Origin of the sequence: Streptomyces uncialis (assembly GCF_001905345.1) — a bacterium.
GTDB classification, from domain to species: domain Bacteria; phylum Actinomycetota; class Actinomycetes; order Streptomycetales; family Streptomycetaceae; genus Streptomyces; species Streptomyces uncialis.
In genome coordinates this window covers 250,209-266,583 of record NZ_LFBV01000009.1, presented here as the reverse complement: position 1 = coordinate 266,583, position 16,375 = coordinate 250,209, and the positions used below count along the sequence as shown (strand labels likewise).

Here is a 16,375-nt window from a genome sequence, read left to right as displayed (position 1 = left end):
GGTCTACCGGCGATCGCCGTACGGACTCAGATGCCGACCTTGATGCGCGAGAAGCGCTTCAGGGTGACACCGGCCTCGTTCAGGACCTGCTGGACGGACTTCTTCTGGTCGAGCGCGTATGCCTGACCCAGAAGGGTGGCTTCCTTGAAGAAGCCGTTGACGCGACCCTCGACGATCTTCGAGATGGCCGCCTCGGGCTTGCCCTCGTTGCGGGTGGTCTCCTCGGCGACGCGGCGCTCGCCCTCGACGATCTCCGCCGGGACGTCCTCACGGGAGAGGTACTTCGGGGCGAACGCGGCGATGTGCTGCGCGATGCCCTTGGCGACCTCGGCGTTCGGCTTGTCCAGCTCGACCAGGACACCGATCTGCGGCGGCAGGTCGGGCATGGTGCGGTGCATGTACACGGAGACGTAGGCGCCGGTGAACTGCGCGAAGCGGTCCAGGACGATCTTCTCGCCGAGGTTGGCGTTGGCCTCGTCCACGTACGCCTGGACGGTCTTGCCGGCCTCGATCTCGGAGGCGAGCAGCGCGTCCAGGTCGGCCGGGGAGGTCTTGGCGACGTGCTCGGCCAGCGCGGCGGCGGCGGCCTGGAACTTCTCGCCCTTGGCGACGAAGTCCGTCTCGCACTTCAGCTCAAGGATGACACCGGAGGTGTTGTCGTCGGCGATGACCGAGACCACGGCGCCGTTCTCGGCGGAGCGGCCCTCGCGCTTGGCGACGCCCTTCTGGCCCTTGACGCGCAGCAGCTCGACGGCCTTGTCGACGTTGCCGTCGGCCTCGTCGAGAGCCTTCTTGCAGTCCATCATGCCGGCGCCCGTGAGCTCACGGAGCTTCTTGACGTCGGCGGCGGTGTAGTTCGCCATGAGTCTGAATCTTTCTCGAAGTCTGGAGGTATCGAGCGTCCACGAGGGTCACCGGCGGCGATGGCCGGAGCCGGGTGTGCTCCCGTGGAACCGAAACCGACGGGCGGGGGGCCGGTGGGGCGTGGGTTGTCGTACCCACGCCCCACCGTTCCGACCTGTCGGTCCTCTACTGGGTGCGGTCAGCCCTGCTCGGCGTCGGCGGCGGGCGCCTCGGCGGCGGGGGCGTCAGCGGCCGGAGCCTCGGCGGCGGGCGCCTCGGCAGGGGCCTCGGCCTCGGCGGCGGGCGCGTCGGCGGCGGGGGCCTCGGCCTCAGCGGCGGGGGCCTCGTCGGCCGGAGCGTCGGCGGCGGGGGCGGCCTCGTCGGCCTTCTTCTCGCCCTCCAGGAGGTCGCGCTCCCACTCGGCCAGCGGCTCACCGACGGCCTTGTCGCCCGGCTTCGAGTCACCGGTGGCGACACCGGAACGGGAGATGAGGCCCTCGGCGACGGCGTCGGCGATCACGCGGGTCAGCAGGGTGACGGAGCGGATCGCGTCGTCGTTGCCCGGGATCTTGTAGTCGACCTCGTCGGGGTCGCAGTTGGTGTCGAGGATCGCGACGACCGGGATGTTGAGCTTGCGGGCCTCGCCGACCGCGATGTGCTCCTTCTTGGTGTCCACGATCCAGACGGCGCTGGGCACCTTCTGCATCTCGCGGATACCACCAAGGGTCTTCTCCAGCTTGGTCTTCTCGCGGGAGAGGACGAGGAGTTCCTTCTTGGTCAGACCGGAGGCGGCGACGTCCTCGAAGTCGATCTGCTCAAGCTCCTTGAGGCGCTGGAGGCGCTTGTACACGGTGGAGAAGTTGGTGAGCATGCCGCCCAGCCAGCGCTGGTTGACGTAGGGCATGCCGACGCGGGTGGCCTGCTCCGCGATGGCCTCCTGCGCCTGCTTCTTCGTGCCGACGAACATGACCGTGCCGCCGTGGGCAACGGTCTCCTTGACGAACTCGTAGGCGCGGTCGATGTACGACAGCGACTGGAGCAGGTCGATGATGTAGATGCCGTTGCGCTCCGTGAAGATGAATCGCTTCATCTTCGGGTTCCAACGACGGGTCTGGTGACCGAAGTGGACGCCGCTTTCCAGCAGCTCCCGCATCGTGACGACGGCCATGGCCGTGTTCTCCTTGGACTCGGTTGTCGCATCCGCCGGACGGCGGTCGCGCCTGACGCCCCGGCGCGCTGTGCCACGAGGGACCGAGGAGCGCGGACACTGCCGTGTTGAGCGGCAGATGTCGGGGCGTGCGAAGTCGACCCGGTGACCCGGGTCGCCACATGAAGTGTACGGGACCTTGACCCCCTCGGATGACGCCGCTGTCCACAACCACCCGGTACTCCACAGATCGGCCTCGCGGCGGCCACGGAGCGTCATGACCAGGCACCGTGGAGCACATGGCCCGAGCGGGCGGGAACGGGGGACGGGGATGCGCGCACACGGTGACGGACCGGATGACGGGCCGGATGACGGGCCCGGTGACGGACTCTGTTCGGCGAGGGCGAGGGCGAGGGCGGGGGCGGGGGTGCGGAGGCGAGTACGGGTACGGGTCCGCGTGCCGGCTTGGGTACGGGTGCCGCTACGGGTACGGGCGGGAGTGCCGGCACCGGTGAGGGCACGTGTGCCGTTTCCGACCCTGCTGCCGGTACTGACGCCGGTACTGCTGCTACTGACGTTGACGCTGGGGGCATCACCCGCGGCCCTGCGGACGGCGGCAGCCGGGGACGCGGGCCCGGGCGGGAGCGGTGGCGGGAGCGGAAGTGCGCGCACCATCCCGGCGGCCGACTCCACCGCGCGGTCGGATCACCGGCCCGACAGCCCCGTCGGGCACCTCCAGCGACCACGGACCGCGCGCCCGGTACCGCCGCCGGTGGCCATATGGCCACTGGCGGCAAGTCCCCGACCACTGGTACTGCGCGGCTGGCTCCCTCCGGCCACCGCGTACACGGCGGGGCACCGGGGTGTGGACCTGGCGGCTCCCCCGGGCACCCCGGTACGGGCGGTGGCCCCGGGGCGGGTGACGTTCGCGGGCCGGGTCGCGACCAGGAACGTGATCACGCTGGAACTGACGGGTACGGGCACCCCACCGCTGCGTCTGACCCATGAACCCGTGCGCCCTTCGGTCCGCCGGGGCGACCACGTCACCGCAGGCCAACTCCTGGGCCGGACGGAAGCCATCGGGTCCCACTGCGCCACCGGCTGTCTCCACTGGGGGCTGCGCCGCGCCGACCAGTACCTGAACCCCTTGTCGCTGCTCCCACCCGCCCTCCTGCGAGCCCCCTCCCCCCGCCTGCTCCCCCTGACCACCGGACGACACCCCCCGGCACCCCGAAGCCCCGTACAACCCGCACCCGAAGAACCAAGCGACTGAGGCTCCCAGCGCTCCAAAGGGGCGCGGGGAACTGCTGCGAAAGGCGCGGCATCCGCAGCAGAAAGACAACCACCAGAGGCACCGGCAGCCGCACCACGACCAGACAGCGGCACCCACCGAGGCCCAGGCGCACAGCACCCCGCGCGCACAGCCGAAGGGCCCGGTACCGACACGACACACGCACCCGACAGAGGCACAGGAGCAGCCCCCAACGAGGGGCCACACCGCAGCCGCAGGGAAGGGGAAAGGGAAGGGGGAGACAGCACAACGGGGCGGCACAGGCCCCGCCACACCAGCCGAAGAACCCGCGACGGGGCCCGAGGCCCTAGCCGCGCACCCCGCGCAACGCCATCGAGACCGCCGCGTCGGCGACCGCCGACGGCTCCTCCGCACCCAGCTCCACCCGCCGGGCCGCCGCGTCCACGACGCCTTGGAGCAGCATCGCCGCGAGGCGCGGTTCCGTGTGCCCCATGTCCCGCAGGGCCTCCGCGAGGATGGCCACCAGCCCGCCGTGCGCGGCGCGGATCTTCTCCCGGGCGCCGGCGTCCAGCTCACTCGCGGAGATCGCGACGACGGCGCGGTGCCGGCGGTCCCCGACGAGGTCGAGCTGGCGTCGCACATACGCCTCGATCTTGCCCTCGGGACCCTCGCCGAGGGCCATGGCACCCTCGACCTCGGCGGCCCAGACGGGGAAATCGACCGCACAGAGTTCCTCGACGACCCCGGCGCGCGACTTGAAGTACTCGTAGACCGAGGACCGGGCGAGGCCGGTGCGCTCGGCGAGGGCGGGGAAGGTCAGCGCCTCCGTCCCTCCTTCGGACAGCAGGGACCGCGCGGCGTCCAGCAGGGCGGCGCGCTGCATCGAACGGTGCTCGGCCACTGAGGCCGCTCGAATCCTTGGCACCCCCCCACTCTACGGACGCCGGGGCCGTCGCGGGAGGCGGTCACCCCCTCCGGCACGTCGCGGACCGGCGCGTTCCCGGCGCGGTCGGCCTACGGAGGGGGTGATCCGGCCGTGGGACGAGCGCTCAGCGGCCGAATCCGGCCAGTTTCGCGCGAAGCTGGAGTACCGACTTGGTGTGGATCTGGCTGACCCTGCTCTCCGTCACCCCGAGCACATGGCCGATCTCGGCGAGTGTCAGGCCCTCGTAGTAGTAGAGGGTGACGACGGTCTTCTCCCGGTCGGGCAGGGTGTTGATGGCGCGGGCGAGGAACCGGCGCAGCTCGCGGTCCTCGGCGACCTCGACCGGGTTGTCCGCGCCGGTGTCCTCCAGGGTGTCCATGAGGCTCAGCCGGTCGCCGCTCTCCCCGCCGACATGCAGGAGCTCCTCCAGGGCGACCACATTGGCCAGGGACAACTGGCTGAAGACCCCGTGGAGTTCCTCCAGGGCGATCCCCAGCTCGGCGGCCACCTCGCTCTCCGAGGGCGTGCGCCTGAGCTTGGCCTCCAGGGTGGCGTAGGCGCGTTCGACGTTGCGCGCCTTCTGCCGGATGGAGCGGGGAATCCAGTCCAGCGCGCGCAGTTCGTCGATCATCGCGCCGCGGATACGGGTGATCGCGTAGGTCTCGAACTTGATCGACCGCTCGATGTCGAACTTCTCGATCGCGTCGATCAGCCCGAAGACCCCGGAGGACACGAAGTCGGCCTGCTCGACATTGGGGGGCAGTCCGACGCTCACCCGGCCCGCGACGTACTTGACCAGCGGCGAGTAGTGCAGGATCAACTGCTCGCGCAGCCGGCCGTCGCCCGTCGTCTTGTACGACCTCCACAGCTCGTCGAGCGTCGAGGGGGCGGGAGGCCGCACGCTCCCGCGGGCTGCGGGGGGAGCAGCCGCCCGGTCAGACCCGGAGGTGTGCTGGGGCATTCGTCGCCTTGTGCCGTTCTGCCGTGAACTGGGTGGGAATCCATGTGAGCGTAGCGTGACTGGAGTGTCGCGGTGTGCGAGGGGTCTGGGATCATCTGTGCGCAGATACGTTCCGTTGATGCCCCGCAGGAGTCGCGGGCGTCGTTCCGGAGGGCACCCGCGAACCCCCGAGGCCCTTGGTGTGCGGGGGTACGGCACACGTGCGGGTGACACGCGTGGCGTCAATTCGGACTCCTCCCCTGGCCTCGCCCGGGCGTGTTCCCCGCCTGGCGTGTCAACTGCCAGCCGTCGCCGTGTCGTTCGACGAACCCCAGCGAGTGGAGCTCGTAGAGCCTGCCGACGGCGTCGTCCTCGGTGGTGGCGGCCTCCCGCGCGATCTCCCGCGCGCCGGCGGCGCTGCCCGCGGGCAGCGCGGCGAGCACCCGGGCGGTGGCGGTGCTGAGCAGGTCGCGGGGAAGGACGGGGCCTTGGCGGCGTGGCGCGAGCTGACCGATCTCCCCGACCAGTTCCACGATCTCGGCCGCGTCGGTGACCAGGACGGCACCCTCCCGCAGGAGTTCGTGCACACCGGCGGACTGCGCGCTGCTCACCGGTCCGGGCACGCCCATGGTGAACCGGCCGAGGCGGGCGGCGGAGCGTACCGTGGCGAGGGCGCCGCTGCGGTGGGCGGCCTCCACGACGACGGTGCCGCGGGTGAGTGCGGCGATCACACGGTTGCGCAGGATGAAGCGCGAGGCGGTGGGGTGCTCGCCGGGCGGTAACTCCCCGACGAGCAGGCCCTGTTCCGCGATACGGCCGATCAGTGCGCGGTGGCCCTGCGGATAGGGCCGGTCGACCCCGCAGGCCAGCACCGCGACCGTGGCGCCGCTCGCGGCGAGGGCACCCCGGTGGGCGGCGCCGTCGATCCCGTACGCGCCCCCGGAGACGACCACCCAGCCGCGTTCCGCGAGGTCGGCGGCGAGCCGGGCGGCGGTGTGGGCGCCGTACTCCGTGCACGCGCGGGCGCCGACGACGGCGACCGAGCGGAGCGCCCAGATCCGCAGGCCGGGGTGGCCGCGCACCCACAGCCCGAGAGGCCGGGCGAGGCCCAGGTCGTCGAGCTGGGCGGGCCACTCACCGTCCCCGGGGCACAGGAAGCGCGTACCGGTGTCCCGGGCAGTGGCCAGGTCCCGCTCGGGGCGCATGCGCTCGGCCCGGGAGCGGAGTCCGGCCCAGCGCCGGGGGGACGCGCCGGGCAGTGGCTCACCGCCCTCGGCGAGCCGTCGGGCGACCTCCATGGGCCCGAGCTCCGCCAGCCAGCGGCCCGCGCGCTCGTCGCCCGGTTCGAGGACACGGGTCAGGGCGGCCCGGGCCAGCCGCTCCTCGTGGTCCGCGCTCATGCCGGGGCCTCGACGGCGAGCGGGACCCCACGGGGCACCCCGGTGCGCAGTTGCAGGGCGAGGGCCACGTCGGCGGTGCTGGGACGGTCGTGGCCGGTGAGGTCCGCGACGGTCCAGGCGACCCGCAGCACCCGGTCGAGGCCGCGGGCGGTGAGCAGGCCGCGTTCCATCCCGCGCTCGGCCTCGTCCAGCGCGCCGGGGACGGGGCGCCAGCGGGTGCGCAGTTCATGGCCGGGTACCTCGCCGTTGGCCCGCCAGGGGGTGTCCGCGAGGCGGTGGGCGGCCCGCTCACGGGCGGCGCGGACCCGCTCGGCGACGGCCTTGGTGCTCTCGCCGCGCTCCCCCAGCGCGGTGAGCTCGGCCCGGGTCACCGCGTCGACCCGTACCCGCAGGTCGACGCGGTCGAGGAGCGGGCCGGACAGCCGGGACTGGTAGCGCCGGATCGCCTGGGGCGCGCATTCGCAGGCGATGCCCCGCTGACCGAACCGGCCGCAGGGGCAGGGGTTGGCGGCGAGGACCATCATGAACCGCGCGGGCAGCCGGACCATCCCGGCGCTGCGGGCGATCACCACATGCCCCGATTCCAGGGGCTGGCGGAGCGCGTCGAGCACATGCCCGCTGAACTCCGGGGTCTCGTCGAGAAAAAGTACCCCGCGATGGGCGAGGGAGACGGCCCCGGGCCGGGCCACCCCCCGGCCGCCGCCCACCAGGGCCTGCATGGTCGCCGAGTGGTGCGGGGCGCAGTAGGGCGCGCGGTCGACCAGGGGCTGGCCCGGCGGGAGCAGTCCGGCGACGGAGTGGATCGCGGTCACCTCCAGGGACTCCTGGCGGCCCAGCGGCGGCAGGATCGCGGGCAGCCGCTCCGCCAGCATCGTCTTGCCCGCGCCGGGCGGGCCCTGGAGGAAGAGATGGTGTCCGCCCGCCGCGGCGATCTCCACGGCCGTACGGGCGGAGCGCTGGCCGACGACATCGGCCAGGTCGGGTACATGCTCCCGGCCGCCCGATCGCGGCGCCGCCAGACCGCTGCCGAAGCCCTCGCCCGGCAGGGTCAGCCCGGCCAGCAGGGGGTCCGGGCGGCCGGGCTCGTCGGGCTCCTCCTCGGGGACCGGCTCGCCGCTGAGGACCGCGATGAGCTGGCGCAGACTGCGCACCCCGAGGACCGCGACCCCGGGGACCAGGGCCGCCTCCGCCGCCGAGGACTCGGGGACGACGACCTGCCGGTATCCGGCGTCGGCCGCCGCGAGGACGGCGGGGAGCACCCCGCGCACCGGACGGACCCGGCCGTCCAGGCCCAGCTCACCGACCATCACCAGGTCGGCGAGGACCTTGGGGTCGACGCGTTCGGCGGCGCCGAGCACCGCGCTGGCCACGGCGAGGTCGAAGCCGCTGCCGCCCTTGGGCACGGACGCGGGGCTCAGCCCGACCGTGAGCTTCTTCTGGGGCCACTGGGCGCCGGAGTTGACGACGGCGGCGCGGACCCTGTCCCGGCTCTCCGTCAGGCTCTTGTCCGGCAGGCCGACCAGGGTGAAGGCGGCGACACCGGGCTCCAGATCGGCCTGGACCTCCACGACGACGCCTTCGACGCCGACCAGCGCCACCGAGCAGGTGCGGGCGAATCCCATCAGGCCACCCCCCGCACATGCTCGACCACGGGGGCGCCGCGCCGGGGCACGAGCACGCCGACCACATCGATGCGGACCCCGCCGGGCGGTGCTCCGCCGTGCTCCTGGAGCCAGGCCTGGGCGAGCTCCCGCAGCCGCTCGGTCTTGCCCCGGGTCACCCCGGCCAGCGGCTGCTGGAAGGTGCCCGCGCGACGTGTCTTGACCTCGCAGACGACCAGGACGTCCCCGTCCCTCGCCACGATGTCGATCTCCCCGGCCCTGCCACAGCGCCAGTTGCGGGCGAGGACCGCCCATCCCGCCTCGGTCAGCCGCCGCGCGGCCAGCCCTTCCCCGTACCTGCCGAGCGCGCCTCGTGCGTTCATGTCGGCATCACCTCCGACGCCCACGGTGAGGCAACCGCCGCTCAGAAGTGGATCTTGGTGGACAACTCGGGAAAGGTGGAAAACCGTCTCACTCGATCGAGTGAAGCCCGTCCCCACGACCGACCCGGCGGACCGACCCGACGGACCGACTGAGCGGACCGACTCCGCGACCTGATGACGACGCGCCCGGCGACCCCGATGACCCCAGTGACCCGGCCGACGCGAGTGACCCCAGTGACCCGGTCGACCCCGCCCCCACTGCCGGTCAGCCGCCCCGGCAGCTCCGGCAGCTCCGGACGGTCAGCTGCCCGGCAGCTCCAGATCGCTCTTGTTCAGCTCCTCGATGTTCACGTCCTTGAACGTGAGCACCCGTACCTGCTTGACGAAGCGGGCCGGGCGGTACATGTCCCACACCCAGGCGTCGGCCATCGTGACCTCGAAGAAGACCTCGCCCTGGACCGAGTGCACCTGCATCTCGTAGTCGTTGGTGAGGTAGAAGCGCCGCTCGGTCTCGATCACATAGGTGAACAGCCCGACGACGTCGCGGTACTCCCGGTAGAGCTTCAGCTCCATCTCGGTCTCGTACTTTTCGAGGTCCTCGGCACTCATGGCATGTTCCCCTTCAGCCGTGCGTCCCCCCATTGTGCGGCAGCCGGGACGCCCCTAGACGATTTCGGTGTCCAGGACCTCGGGAGCGGCCGGGGGGCCTTCGTCGAGCAGCCTGCGCAGCAGCTCGGCGAGTCTGGTCGGGTACACCGTCTCATGCGCCCCGGCGAGTTCCCGGCACGTCCACCAGCGTGCTCCGGCGACGCTGCGCTGTTCCAGCTCGGTGAGCCCGGCGGCCACGGTCGTGGTCTGGGCGGTGCGCGCGAGGTAGTACCACTCGTCCTGGTCCCAGCGCCGTCCGTCGAACGGGAAGGAGCAGGTCCGCCGCCACAGCACCGGGCCCAGCTCGACATCGGTGACCCCGGTCTCCTCGGCCAGCTCCCGCAGCGCGGCCTCCTCATGGGTCTCGTCGCCCTCCAGGCCGCCGCCCGGGGTGAACCACCAGTCGTCGTCGGGATCGTCCGGCTCATGGCCGTGCAGCAGCAGTACGCGGTCCTCGGGGTCGAGGAGGACGACCCGCGCCACCCTGCGCAGCGGTGCCGCGCTCATCGGGCGCCCGCCGACGGGGACGCCACCGGACGGCGCCGGGCCGACCGCCGGGCCAGCGGACCGTACGCGGCCCCGCCGAGGATCAGTACCGCGCCGACGGCCACCGAGGTCAGCAGCGGCGCCAGCGGGCCGGGGCGGGAGATCCCGCCGGGCATCGCGGCGAAGCCGGTGGGGCGGGTGAGCGTGCCGTCCATCGGCCAGACGACGGCGTCGACCCGGGCGACCACGGCGTCCCGGGACACGGAGCCGCCCTGGGCGTCCTGGAGGTGGGCCGTGGAGTCGAGCGAGCCCAGGCGTTCGTCACCGAGCAGGAACAGCCGTCCCTCGGGGACGACCGTGCGGCTGATCCCGTTCGTGGACGCCTGGGTGCCGGGGGCGAGATAGGGCTCGGCCACGGGCCGGCCGTCGACGGTGAGCGCGCCGTCCGTGCAGCAGGCCACCGTGTCGCCGCCGACCCCGACGACGCGCTTGACCATCGGCAGATCGCCCCAGTCGGCCTGCTCGAAGACGACCACGTCACCGCGGCGCACCTGGTCGCCGTCGATCCGCTGGGCCAGTACACGGTCGCCCGCGCCGATGTTCGGGGACATGGAATCGGTGGGGACGGTGTAGGGGCGGTAGAGGACCGCGCCCCAGACGAAGCCGCCGAGGAAGAGCACACAGCCGAGGGCGACCACCGCGCCCGCCAGCATCGCACCGCGCCGCGCGCGTGGAGCCCCGGGGGGCGGTGGCCCGACGTCCGGACCGCTCGCGGTCCGCGGTCCGGCGTCGGAGCCGCCCGTACCGTCCGTCGCGCTCATCGCACACCCCCTGTGTTCGGTGGAGCGGCCCGCCTTCCGGGCGCGTGGTCGCGCGCCCGGGACCGGCGGTCCGGACCGCACCCTACCCGGCGGTACGGCCCCCGGACAGCCGCGCGGGGCGCGCGGTCACCTTGAGCACGGCCTTGCGGCGCGAGAGCACGAGCGGCACCGCGCCCGCGAGACCCAGCACGCCCGGGGCGGCGCCGAGAGCGGCGTTCAGACCGGGCTGGTCGAAGGTGTCGGGGACGGGGAGCGTGGCCCAGCGGGTGGGCGGCCAGGCGATGACCACGGCACGGCCGACGACACTGTCGACGGGGACGAAACCCTTGTTCTTGTCCTGCTGGTGGTACCGGGAGTCCATGGAGTCCTGCCGGTGGTCACCCATGACCCACAGCATGCCGTCGGGAACCTTGACCTTGAACTGGCCGCCGTTCTTGTCGACGGTGCACGGGGTGTTGCCCGGCATGACGTACGGCTCGTCGAGGGGCTTGCCGTTGAGGCGGACCGGGCCGGTGCCGTTGCACTCGACGGTGTCACCGCCGACCCCGATGACCCGCTTGATCAGGTCCTTCTCCTCGGCGGACGGCATCAGACCGATCCAGCTGAGGCCCTTCTGGACGAAGTTGGTCTCCGGGACGGGTTCACCCTCCAGCCAGCCGGCCGGATCGTGGAAGACGATGACCTCGCCGCGCTCCGGCTCCGAGCCGAACCACGGGGTCAGCTTGTCCACCAGGACCCGGTCACCCTCCTTGAGGGTGTTCATCATCGAGGCCGACGGGATCGAGAACGCCTGTACCAGGAACGTCTTGATCAGCAGGGCCAGTACCAGGGCGATACCGATGAGCAGCGGCAGTTCCTTCCAGAAGGACCGCGGCTTCTTCGGCTGCCCGCCGCCCGCCGACTCGTCGTCCCCTGGTGTGTCCCCGCCGTCACCGTGACCGGCAGCGTGGTCCCGCTGCCGCCGCGGCTCAGGACCCGTGCCGTCCGCGCCGTCGGGCAACCCGTCCGGGCGCCCCGGGCGCTCCTCGGGGCCGTCGTGACCGGATCGCGCGCCGAGCGCCAAATCCCCCACATCCACTCCTCAGTCCGTACCGCTGCCTGCCCCACGCGCGACGCAGGCCCACCACTCCCATAACGATCGGGAGTTCCGCAGGGGTCGGGAGGGGGATCAATCCGTCGAGATCCGCGGGGGACACCCTATGCGACGTAGCTGTGGTGGACACCGGGGCGTCCGGGGCGTCGGGGACCGAGGCGTAGGTGTCGCGCTCTTCGAGACGCTGCCAGCGGTTCAGCGGCCAGGCGATCACCAGGGCGCGGCCGACGACACCGTCCTCGGAGACCGTGCCACCGAACTCCTTCTCGTGGTGGTAGCGGGAGTCCGCGGAATCCGCGCGGTGGTCCCCCATCACCCACAGCCGGCCTTCGGGAACCTTCACGTCGAAGGCGAGTTCGGAGGGTTTGTCACCGGGATTGACGTACGACTCCTCCAGGGGGACGCCGTTGACGGTGACCCGGCCGGACGCGTCGCAGCACTTCACGGTGTCGCCGCCGACCGCGACGACCCGCTTGATCAGGTCCTGTTCGTCGTCGGAGGGCAGCAGTCCGACGAAGGTGAGGCCCTGCTTGATCTGTTTGACGCCCACCGGGTCGTCGTCCGGTTCGGGCTTCTCGTCGCCCAGCCAGCCGCCGGGGTCCTTGAACACCACGACGTCCCCGCGCTCCGGCTTGCCGCCGAACCACGGGGTCAGCTTGTCCACCAGGACCCGGTCACCGATCTGGATGGTCTGTTCCATGGAGCCGGACGGGATCACGAACGCCTGCACCAGGAAGGTCTTCAGCACCAGCGCGATCAGGGCGGCGACCCCGATCAGCAGCGGTATCTCCCTGAGCGTCGAGCGGCGGCGGCGCCGTTTCACCTTGCGGGCGAGTTTGCGGCGTTCGGCCCGGCCGGGGCGCGGCGGGCCTGAGGTGGGCCGGGTCCCGGTCGGCAGCCGGGTGTCGACACCGGCCTCGGAGCGGGGCCGGCCCCGGTTACCCATGCGCACCGCCGGTGGGGGCGGGGACCCGGCCGAAGGTCCCGGGCCGGTCGATACCGGTCAGCCGGTCGAAGGGCCAGGCGATCCACTCGGCGCGGCCGACGACCGCGTCCACGGGGATCATGCCGCCGCCGGGAGAGCCGAGGTGGTCGCGGGAGTCCCGGGAGCCGGAGCGGTGGTCACCGAGCAGGAAGAGCCGGCCAGGGGGCACGACCACGTCGAAGGGCACGTGGGAGGGGGCCTCACCGGCGGGCAGATAGTCCTCGTCGACGGCTTCGCCGTTCACCTCGATCCTCCCCTGCCGGTCGCAGCAGACCACCCGGTCCCCTTCCGTGCCGACCACGCGCTTGATGTAGTCCGCGGCACCGAAGTAGCCGGTGCCGTCGAACACGACGACATCGCCGCGCCGCGGCTCCGCCCCCAGACGGTACGCCAGCTTGTTGACGAGGACCCGGTCCCCCACCCGCAGTCCGGGTTCCATGGAGGTGCTGGGGATCTCGAAGGGCTTGAGCACGAAGTTGCTCAGCAGCAGGAGGAAGAGCAGACAGAGCAGCGTGGTGAGGGTGATCCGGCCACCGGGCAGCCACTCGGCGAGCGCGGAGCGGGAACGGGGATGGGCGTCCGGTTCCGGTTCCGGTGCGGACCCCGGCTGCGGTACGGACCCCGGTCCCGGTGCGGGCCCCGACCCGGGCTCCGGCTCGGACATCGCCTCCGGCTCATCGCAAACAGAACGCGACCGCGCCCGCGGGTCCGCCGGCTCCGGGGGCTGCCCGGGGTCGGCGGAACATGCGGGGCGGTCGCGTTCCGAGTGCTGTGCTGCGGTGTCCATCGGTGCCTGATGCTATCCGGCGCCGAGGGGCCATCGCGTGCGAGTCGAGCCGTGACGCACACCACCCGGACCGGCCGTGGCACCGGGGGTGCGGTGGCCGGGGCGGACGGTGGCGTGGTGGGCTCAGTTGTCGCGCTTCTCCTTGATCTTCGCGGCCTTGCCGCGGAGGTCGCGCAGGTAGTAGAGCTTCGCACGGCGCACGTCACCGCGGCTGACGAGCTCGATCTTCTCGACGATCGGGGTGTGCACCGGGAAGGTGCGCTCGACGCCTACGGAGAAGGAGACCTTGCGGACCGTGAAGGTCTCACGGACGCCCGAGCCCTGGCGACGGATGACGACACCCTTGAACTGCTGCACACGGGAGCGGTTGCCCTCGATGACACGCACGTGGACGTTGACGGTGTCACCCGGGCGGAACGACGGGAGGTCGGTACGCAGCGACGCGTTGTCGACGACATCGAGCAGGTGGGTCATGATCGTCTGCTTCCTCGCCGATGCCACAGGTCATCAGCGGTACTAGCGGGAGGTATGGAGGATGCGGTGCTCACCGGGGCGGGCGTCGTGTCCCCCCATGGCAGGGGCGCACGCCGGGCGACGCACAACAGCGGCCTATTCTTCCACGGCGTACGGGGTCCGCCCAAATCGGCCGTCGGGGCCAGGGGCCCAGCCCAGCAGCGAGAGGGTCTCGCGGTCCTTCTTGTCGAAGGCGGCGGGGTCGGTGCGCTCGATGAGGTCGGGGCGGTGGCGGCTGGTGCGCCGCAGGGCCTCGTCGCGTCGCCAGCGGGCGATCCGGCCGTGATGGCCGCTGACCAGCACCTCGGGGATGCCCCGGCCCCGCCACTCGGGGGGCTTGGTGTAGACGGGGCCTTCGAGGAGGTCGGCCATGGCGCCGGGCGCGAAGGAGTCGTCGCGGTGGGAGTCGGCGTTGCCGAGCACCCCGGGCAGCAGCCGGGCCACGGCCTCGGTGACGACGAGGACGGCGGCTTCCCCGCCCGCCAGCACATAGTCGCCGATGGAGACCTCGTACACCGGCATCCGGGTCGCGTACTCGTCCATGACGCGCCGGTCGATGCCCTCGTAGCGGGCGGGCGTGAAGATCAGCCAGGGCCGCTGGGAGAGTTCGACGGCGAGTTCCTGGGTGAAGGGCCGTCCGCTGGGGGTGGGGACGACGAGGACGGGGCCGTGGGCACCGGACTCGTAACCGTCGGCGACGGCGTCGTCGAGGGCCTCGCCCCACGGGTCGGTCTTCATGACCATGCCCGGACCGCCGCCGTACGGGGTGTCGTCGACCGTGTGGTGGCGGTCGTGCGTCCAGTGCCGCAGATCGTGGACGCGCACATCGAGCTGTCCACGGGCACGGGCCTTGCCGACCAGGGACACGTTCAGCGGTTCGAGGTACTCGGGGAAGATCGTGACGACGTCGATCCTCATCGGCCGGCGTCCTCCGGGGCGCTGTCGTCACCGTCGGCGGACGCGGCGGTCTGCTCGGCCTCCGCCTCGGCGTCGCGGGCCGACGCGACCTCCGCGCGGTCGTCGATCAGACCGGGCGGCGGGTCGATGACCGCGCGCTGCTCGTCCAGGTCGATCTCGACGACGATCTCCTCGACGAACGGGACCAGCACCTCGTCGCCGTCGGGGCGCTCCACCACGAACAGATCCTGCGACGGCAGATGCGAGACCTCGGTGATCCGGCCGATCTCCGTGCCGTCGACGGTGACCACGTCGAGGTCGATGAGCTGGTGGTCGTAGTACTCGTCCGGTTCCTCGGGACGCTCCTCGGGGTCCACGTCCGCGATGAGGAGGGTGTTGCGCAGGGCCTCGGCCCCGCCGCGGTCACGCACCCCGGCGAACCGCAGCAGCAGCCGGCCGCTGTGGACCCGGCCGGTCTCGATGGTGAGGGGGCCCACGGAGGACGGTTCGGTGGCGAGGACGGCACCGGGTCCGAGCCGCTTCTCCGGCTCGTCGGTGCGGACCTCGACGGTGACCTCACCCTTGATCCCGTGGGCGCGGCCGATCCGCGCGACTACGAGCTGCACGTGTGTTGCTCCTGGTGAGAGGACGGTACGGGGGAAAAGTACAAGGGCCGGGGGCGGCTCACGCCATCCCCGGCCCCAGTACTTCAGCCGTCACTACGGGGAACCGCACCGGCGGCTTCGCCCCGGCCCTGGACGGGCCGGGCCTCGCAGCCGGGCGGATCAGACCTGGTCGACGTCGACCAGGTCGACGCGGATGCCGCGGCCGCCGATGGCGCCCACGACGGTCCGCAGCGCACGCGCGGTGCGGCCGTTGCGGCCGATCACCTTGCCGAGGTCGTCGGGGTGGACCCGGACCTCCAGCACACGCCCGCGGCGCAGGTTGCGAGACGCGACCTGCACGTCGTCCGGATTGTCGACGATGCCCTTCACGAGGTGCTCAAGAGCCTCCTCAAGCATCTCGTCAGCCCTCGGTCGACTCAGACTCGGCCGCGGCCTCGTCCTTCTTCTCAGCCTTGTCAGCCTTCTTCTTCTGCGTGATGGCCTCGCCCTTGCCCTCTACGTCGCCACCGAGGGCTTCGAAGGAGGGGCGCGCGGCCTTCTCGGCGGCGACGAGCAGCGGAGCCGGGGCGGGCTCGCCCTTGTACTTCTGCCAGTCGCCGGTCTTCTTGAGGATCGCGAGCACGGGCTCGGTCGGCTGGGCGCCGACACCCAGCCAGTAGGCCACGCGGTCCGCGTCGACCTCCATGCGCGAGGGGTTCTGCACCGGGTGGTACAGGCCGATCTCCTCGATGGCCCTGCCGTCACGGCGGGTACGGGAGTCGGCGACGACGATGCGGTAGTGAGGCGAACGGATCTTGCCCAGACGCTTCAGCTTGATCTTGACTGCCACGGGAGTGGTGTCTCCTGGTCTTGACGAGGTGGGCACGGGCGGGATTGCCGCGTGGGGTTGCGGTACCCGAGTTGCCCGATGGACGCGTCAGCCGGAGGAGAGAGGGGTCCTGTGCGGCCGTCGAGTACAGCTAGTCATTGTGCCATACGAGAAGGGGGCCTCCGAACGGTGTCCGGACGCCCCCACCTGCCCGCGGCGG

Annotated in this window: 19 protein-coding genes; 1 reads left to right on the top strand and 18 read right to left on the bottom strand. The window is 72.0% G+C overall.

Going from position 1 to position 16,375, the window contains the following annotated elements:
• Nucleotides 1-26: 26 nt before the first annotated feature.
• Both tsf and rpsB read right to left on the bottom strand, forming a co-directional pair.
• Entirely contained in the window at nt 27-863 is an 837-nt protein-coding gene (gene tsf, locus AB852_RS29835) for a translation elongation factor Ts (RefSeq protein WP_073793334.1), read from the bottom strand.
• Between the two features lie 179 nt (nt 864-1,042).
• The gene (gene rpsB / locus AB852_RS29830) at nt 1,043-2,011 is read right to left on the bottom strand and encodes a 30S ribosomal protein S2 (protein ID WP_073793333.1); all 969 of its coding nucleotides are present in this window, start codon (nt 2,009-2,011) and stop codon (nt 1,043-1,045) included.
• 256 nt (nt 2,012-2,267) lie between these two features.
• Between rpsB and AB852_RS29825 the strand changes: the two genes are divergently transcribed.
• Entirely contained in the window at nt 2,268-3,263 is a 996-nt protein-coding gene (locus tag AB852_RS29825) for a M23 family metallopeptidase (protein ID WP_342748509.1), read from the top strand.
• Nucleotides 3,264-3,588: 325 nt separating this feature from the next.
• On the opposite strand, the gene AB852_RS29820 is transcribed toward AB852_RS29825, so the two are convergent.
• The 16 genes from AB852_RS29820 to rpsP all read right to left on the bottom strand — a co-directional run bounded on the left by AB852_RS29820 (nt 3,589) and on the right by rpsP (nt 16,176).
• Nucleotides 3,589-4,143, bottom strand: a complete 555-nt coding sequence (locus AB852_RS29820; RefSeq protein ID WP_073793331.1) for a TetR/AcrR family transcriptional regulator — start codon at nt 4,141-4,143, stop codon at nt 3,589-3,591.
• 148 nt (nt 4,144-4,291) lie between these two features.
• Complete coding sequence (whiG, locus tag AB852_RS29815) at nt 4,292-5,128, bottom strand: RNA polymerase sigma factor WhiG (RefSeq protein ID WP_073793330.1); 837 nt, start codon at nt 5,126-5,128, stop codon at nt 4,292-4,294.
• A gap of 221 nt (nt 5,129-5,349) precedes the next feature.
• Nucleotides 5,350-6,507, bottom strand: a complete 1,158-nt coding sequence (dprA, locus tag AB852_RS29810) for a DNA-processing protein DprA (RefSeq protein ID WP_073793329.1) — start codon at nt 6,505-6,507, stop codon at nt 5,350-5,352.
• Nucleotides 6,504-8,129 carry a YifB family Mg chelatase-like AAA ATPase gene (locus AB852_RS29805; protein WP_073793328.1) on the bottom strand — a complete coding sequence of 542 codons (1,626 nt, stop codon included), beginning with the start codon at nt 8,127-8,129 and terminating at the stop codon, nt 6,504-6,506. Before AB852_RS29805 ends, dprA begins: the two co-directional genes overlap by 4 nt.
• The gene (locus tag AB852_RS29800; RefSeq protein WP_073793327.1) at nt 8,129-8,491 is read right to left on the bottom strand and encodes a YraN family protein; all 363 of its coding nucleotides are present in this window, start codon (nt 8,489-8,491) and stop codon (nt 8,129-8,131) included. Before AB852_RS29800 ends, AB852_RS29805 begins: the two co-directional genes overlap by 1 nt.
• Nucleotides 8,492-8,791: 300 nt before the next feature.
• Nucleotides 8,792-9,100 carry a DUF2469 domain-containing protein gene (locus AB852_RS29795; RefSeq protein ID WP_073793326.1) on the bottom strand — a complete coding sequence of 103 codons (309 nt, stop codon included), beginning with the start codon at nt 9,098-9,100 and terminating at the stop codon, nt 8,792-8,794.
• A gap of 54 nt (nt 9,101-9,154) precedes the next feature.
• Nucleotides 9,155-9,646 carry an NUDIX hydrolase gene (locus AB852_RS29790; protein WP_073793325.1) on the bottom strand — a complete coding sequence of 164 codons (492 nt, stop codon included), beginning with the start codon at nt 9,644-9,646 and terminating at the stop codon, nt 9,155-9,157.
• Nucleotides 9,643-10,338: a signal peptidase I gene (lepB, locus tag AB852_RS29785; RefSeq protein WP_245876977.1), complete on the bottom strand. Its 696-nt coding sequence runs from the start codon at nt 10,336-10,338 to the stop codon at nt 9,643-9,645. Before lepB (AB852_RS29785) ends, AB852_RS29790 begins: the two co-directional genes overlap by 4 nt.
• Before the next feature lie 190 nt (nt 10,339-10,528).
• Complete coding sequence (lepB, locus tag AB852_RS29780) at nt 10,529-11,518, bottom strand: signal peptidase I (protein WP_073793323.1); 990 nt, start codon at nt 11,516-11,518, stop codon at nt 10,529-10,531.
• The gene (lepB, locus tag AB852_RS29775) at nt 11,415-12,485 is read right to left on the bottom strand and encodes a signal peptidase I (protein WP_073793322.1); all 1,071 of its coding nucleotides are present in this window, start codon (nt 12,483-12,485) and stop codon (nt 11,415-11,417) included. The genes lepB (AB852_RS29780) and lepB (AB852_RS29775) overlap by 104 nt, the downstream gene beginning before the upstream one ends.
• On the bottom strand, nt 12,478-13,311 hold the full coding sequence (lepB, locus tag AB852_RS29770) for a signal peptidase I (RefSeq protein ID WP_079185010.1): 834 nt from the start codon (nt 13,309-13,311) through the stop codon (nt 12,478-12,480). The genes lepB (AB852_RS29775) and lepB (AB852_RS29770) overlap by 8 nt, the downstream gene beginning before the upstream one ends.
• Before the next feature lie 123 nt (nt 13,312-13,434).
• Complete coding sequence (gene rplS / locus AB852_RS29765; protein WP_073793320.1) at nt 13,435-13,785, bottom strand: 50S ribosomal protein L19; 351 nt, start codon at nt 13,783-13,785, stop codon at nt 13,435-13,437.
• Nucleotides 13,786-13,920: 135 nt separating this feature from the next.
• Nucleotides 13,921-14,742, bottom strand: coding sequence for a tRNA (guanosine(37)-N1)-methyltransferase TrmD (trmD, locus tag AB852_RS29760; RefSeq protein WP_073793319.1), 822 nt, complete (start codon nt 14,740-14,742; stop codon nt 13,921-13,923).
• Nucleotides 14,739-15,347 carry a ribosome maturation factor RimM gene (gene rimM / locus AB852_RS29755; protein ID WP_073793318.1) on the bottom strand — a complete coding sequence of 203 codons (609 nt, stop codon included), beginning with the start codon at nt 15,345-15,347 and terminating at the stop codon, nt 14,739-14,741. The genes trmD and rimM overlap by 4 nt, the downstream gene beginning before the upstream one ends.
• 159 nt (nt 15,348-15,506) lie before the next feature.
• A complete protein-coding gene (locus tag AB852_RS29750) occupies nt 15,507-15,743 on the bottom strand; it encodes an RNA-binding protein (protein ID WP_040247777.1) in 237 nt (78 codons plus the stop codon).
• Nucleotides 15,744-15,747: 4 nt separating this feature from the next.
• The gene (rpsP, locus tag AB852_RS29745) at nt 15,748-16,176 is read right to left on the bottom strand and encodes a 30S ribosomal protein S16 (RefSeq protein WP_073793317.1); all 429 of its coding nucleotides are present in this window, start codon (nt 16,174-16,176) and stop codon (nt 15,748-15,750) included.
• Nucleotides 16,177-16,375: the final 199 nt, after the last annotated feature.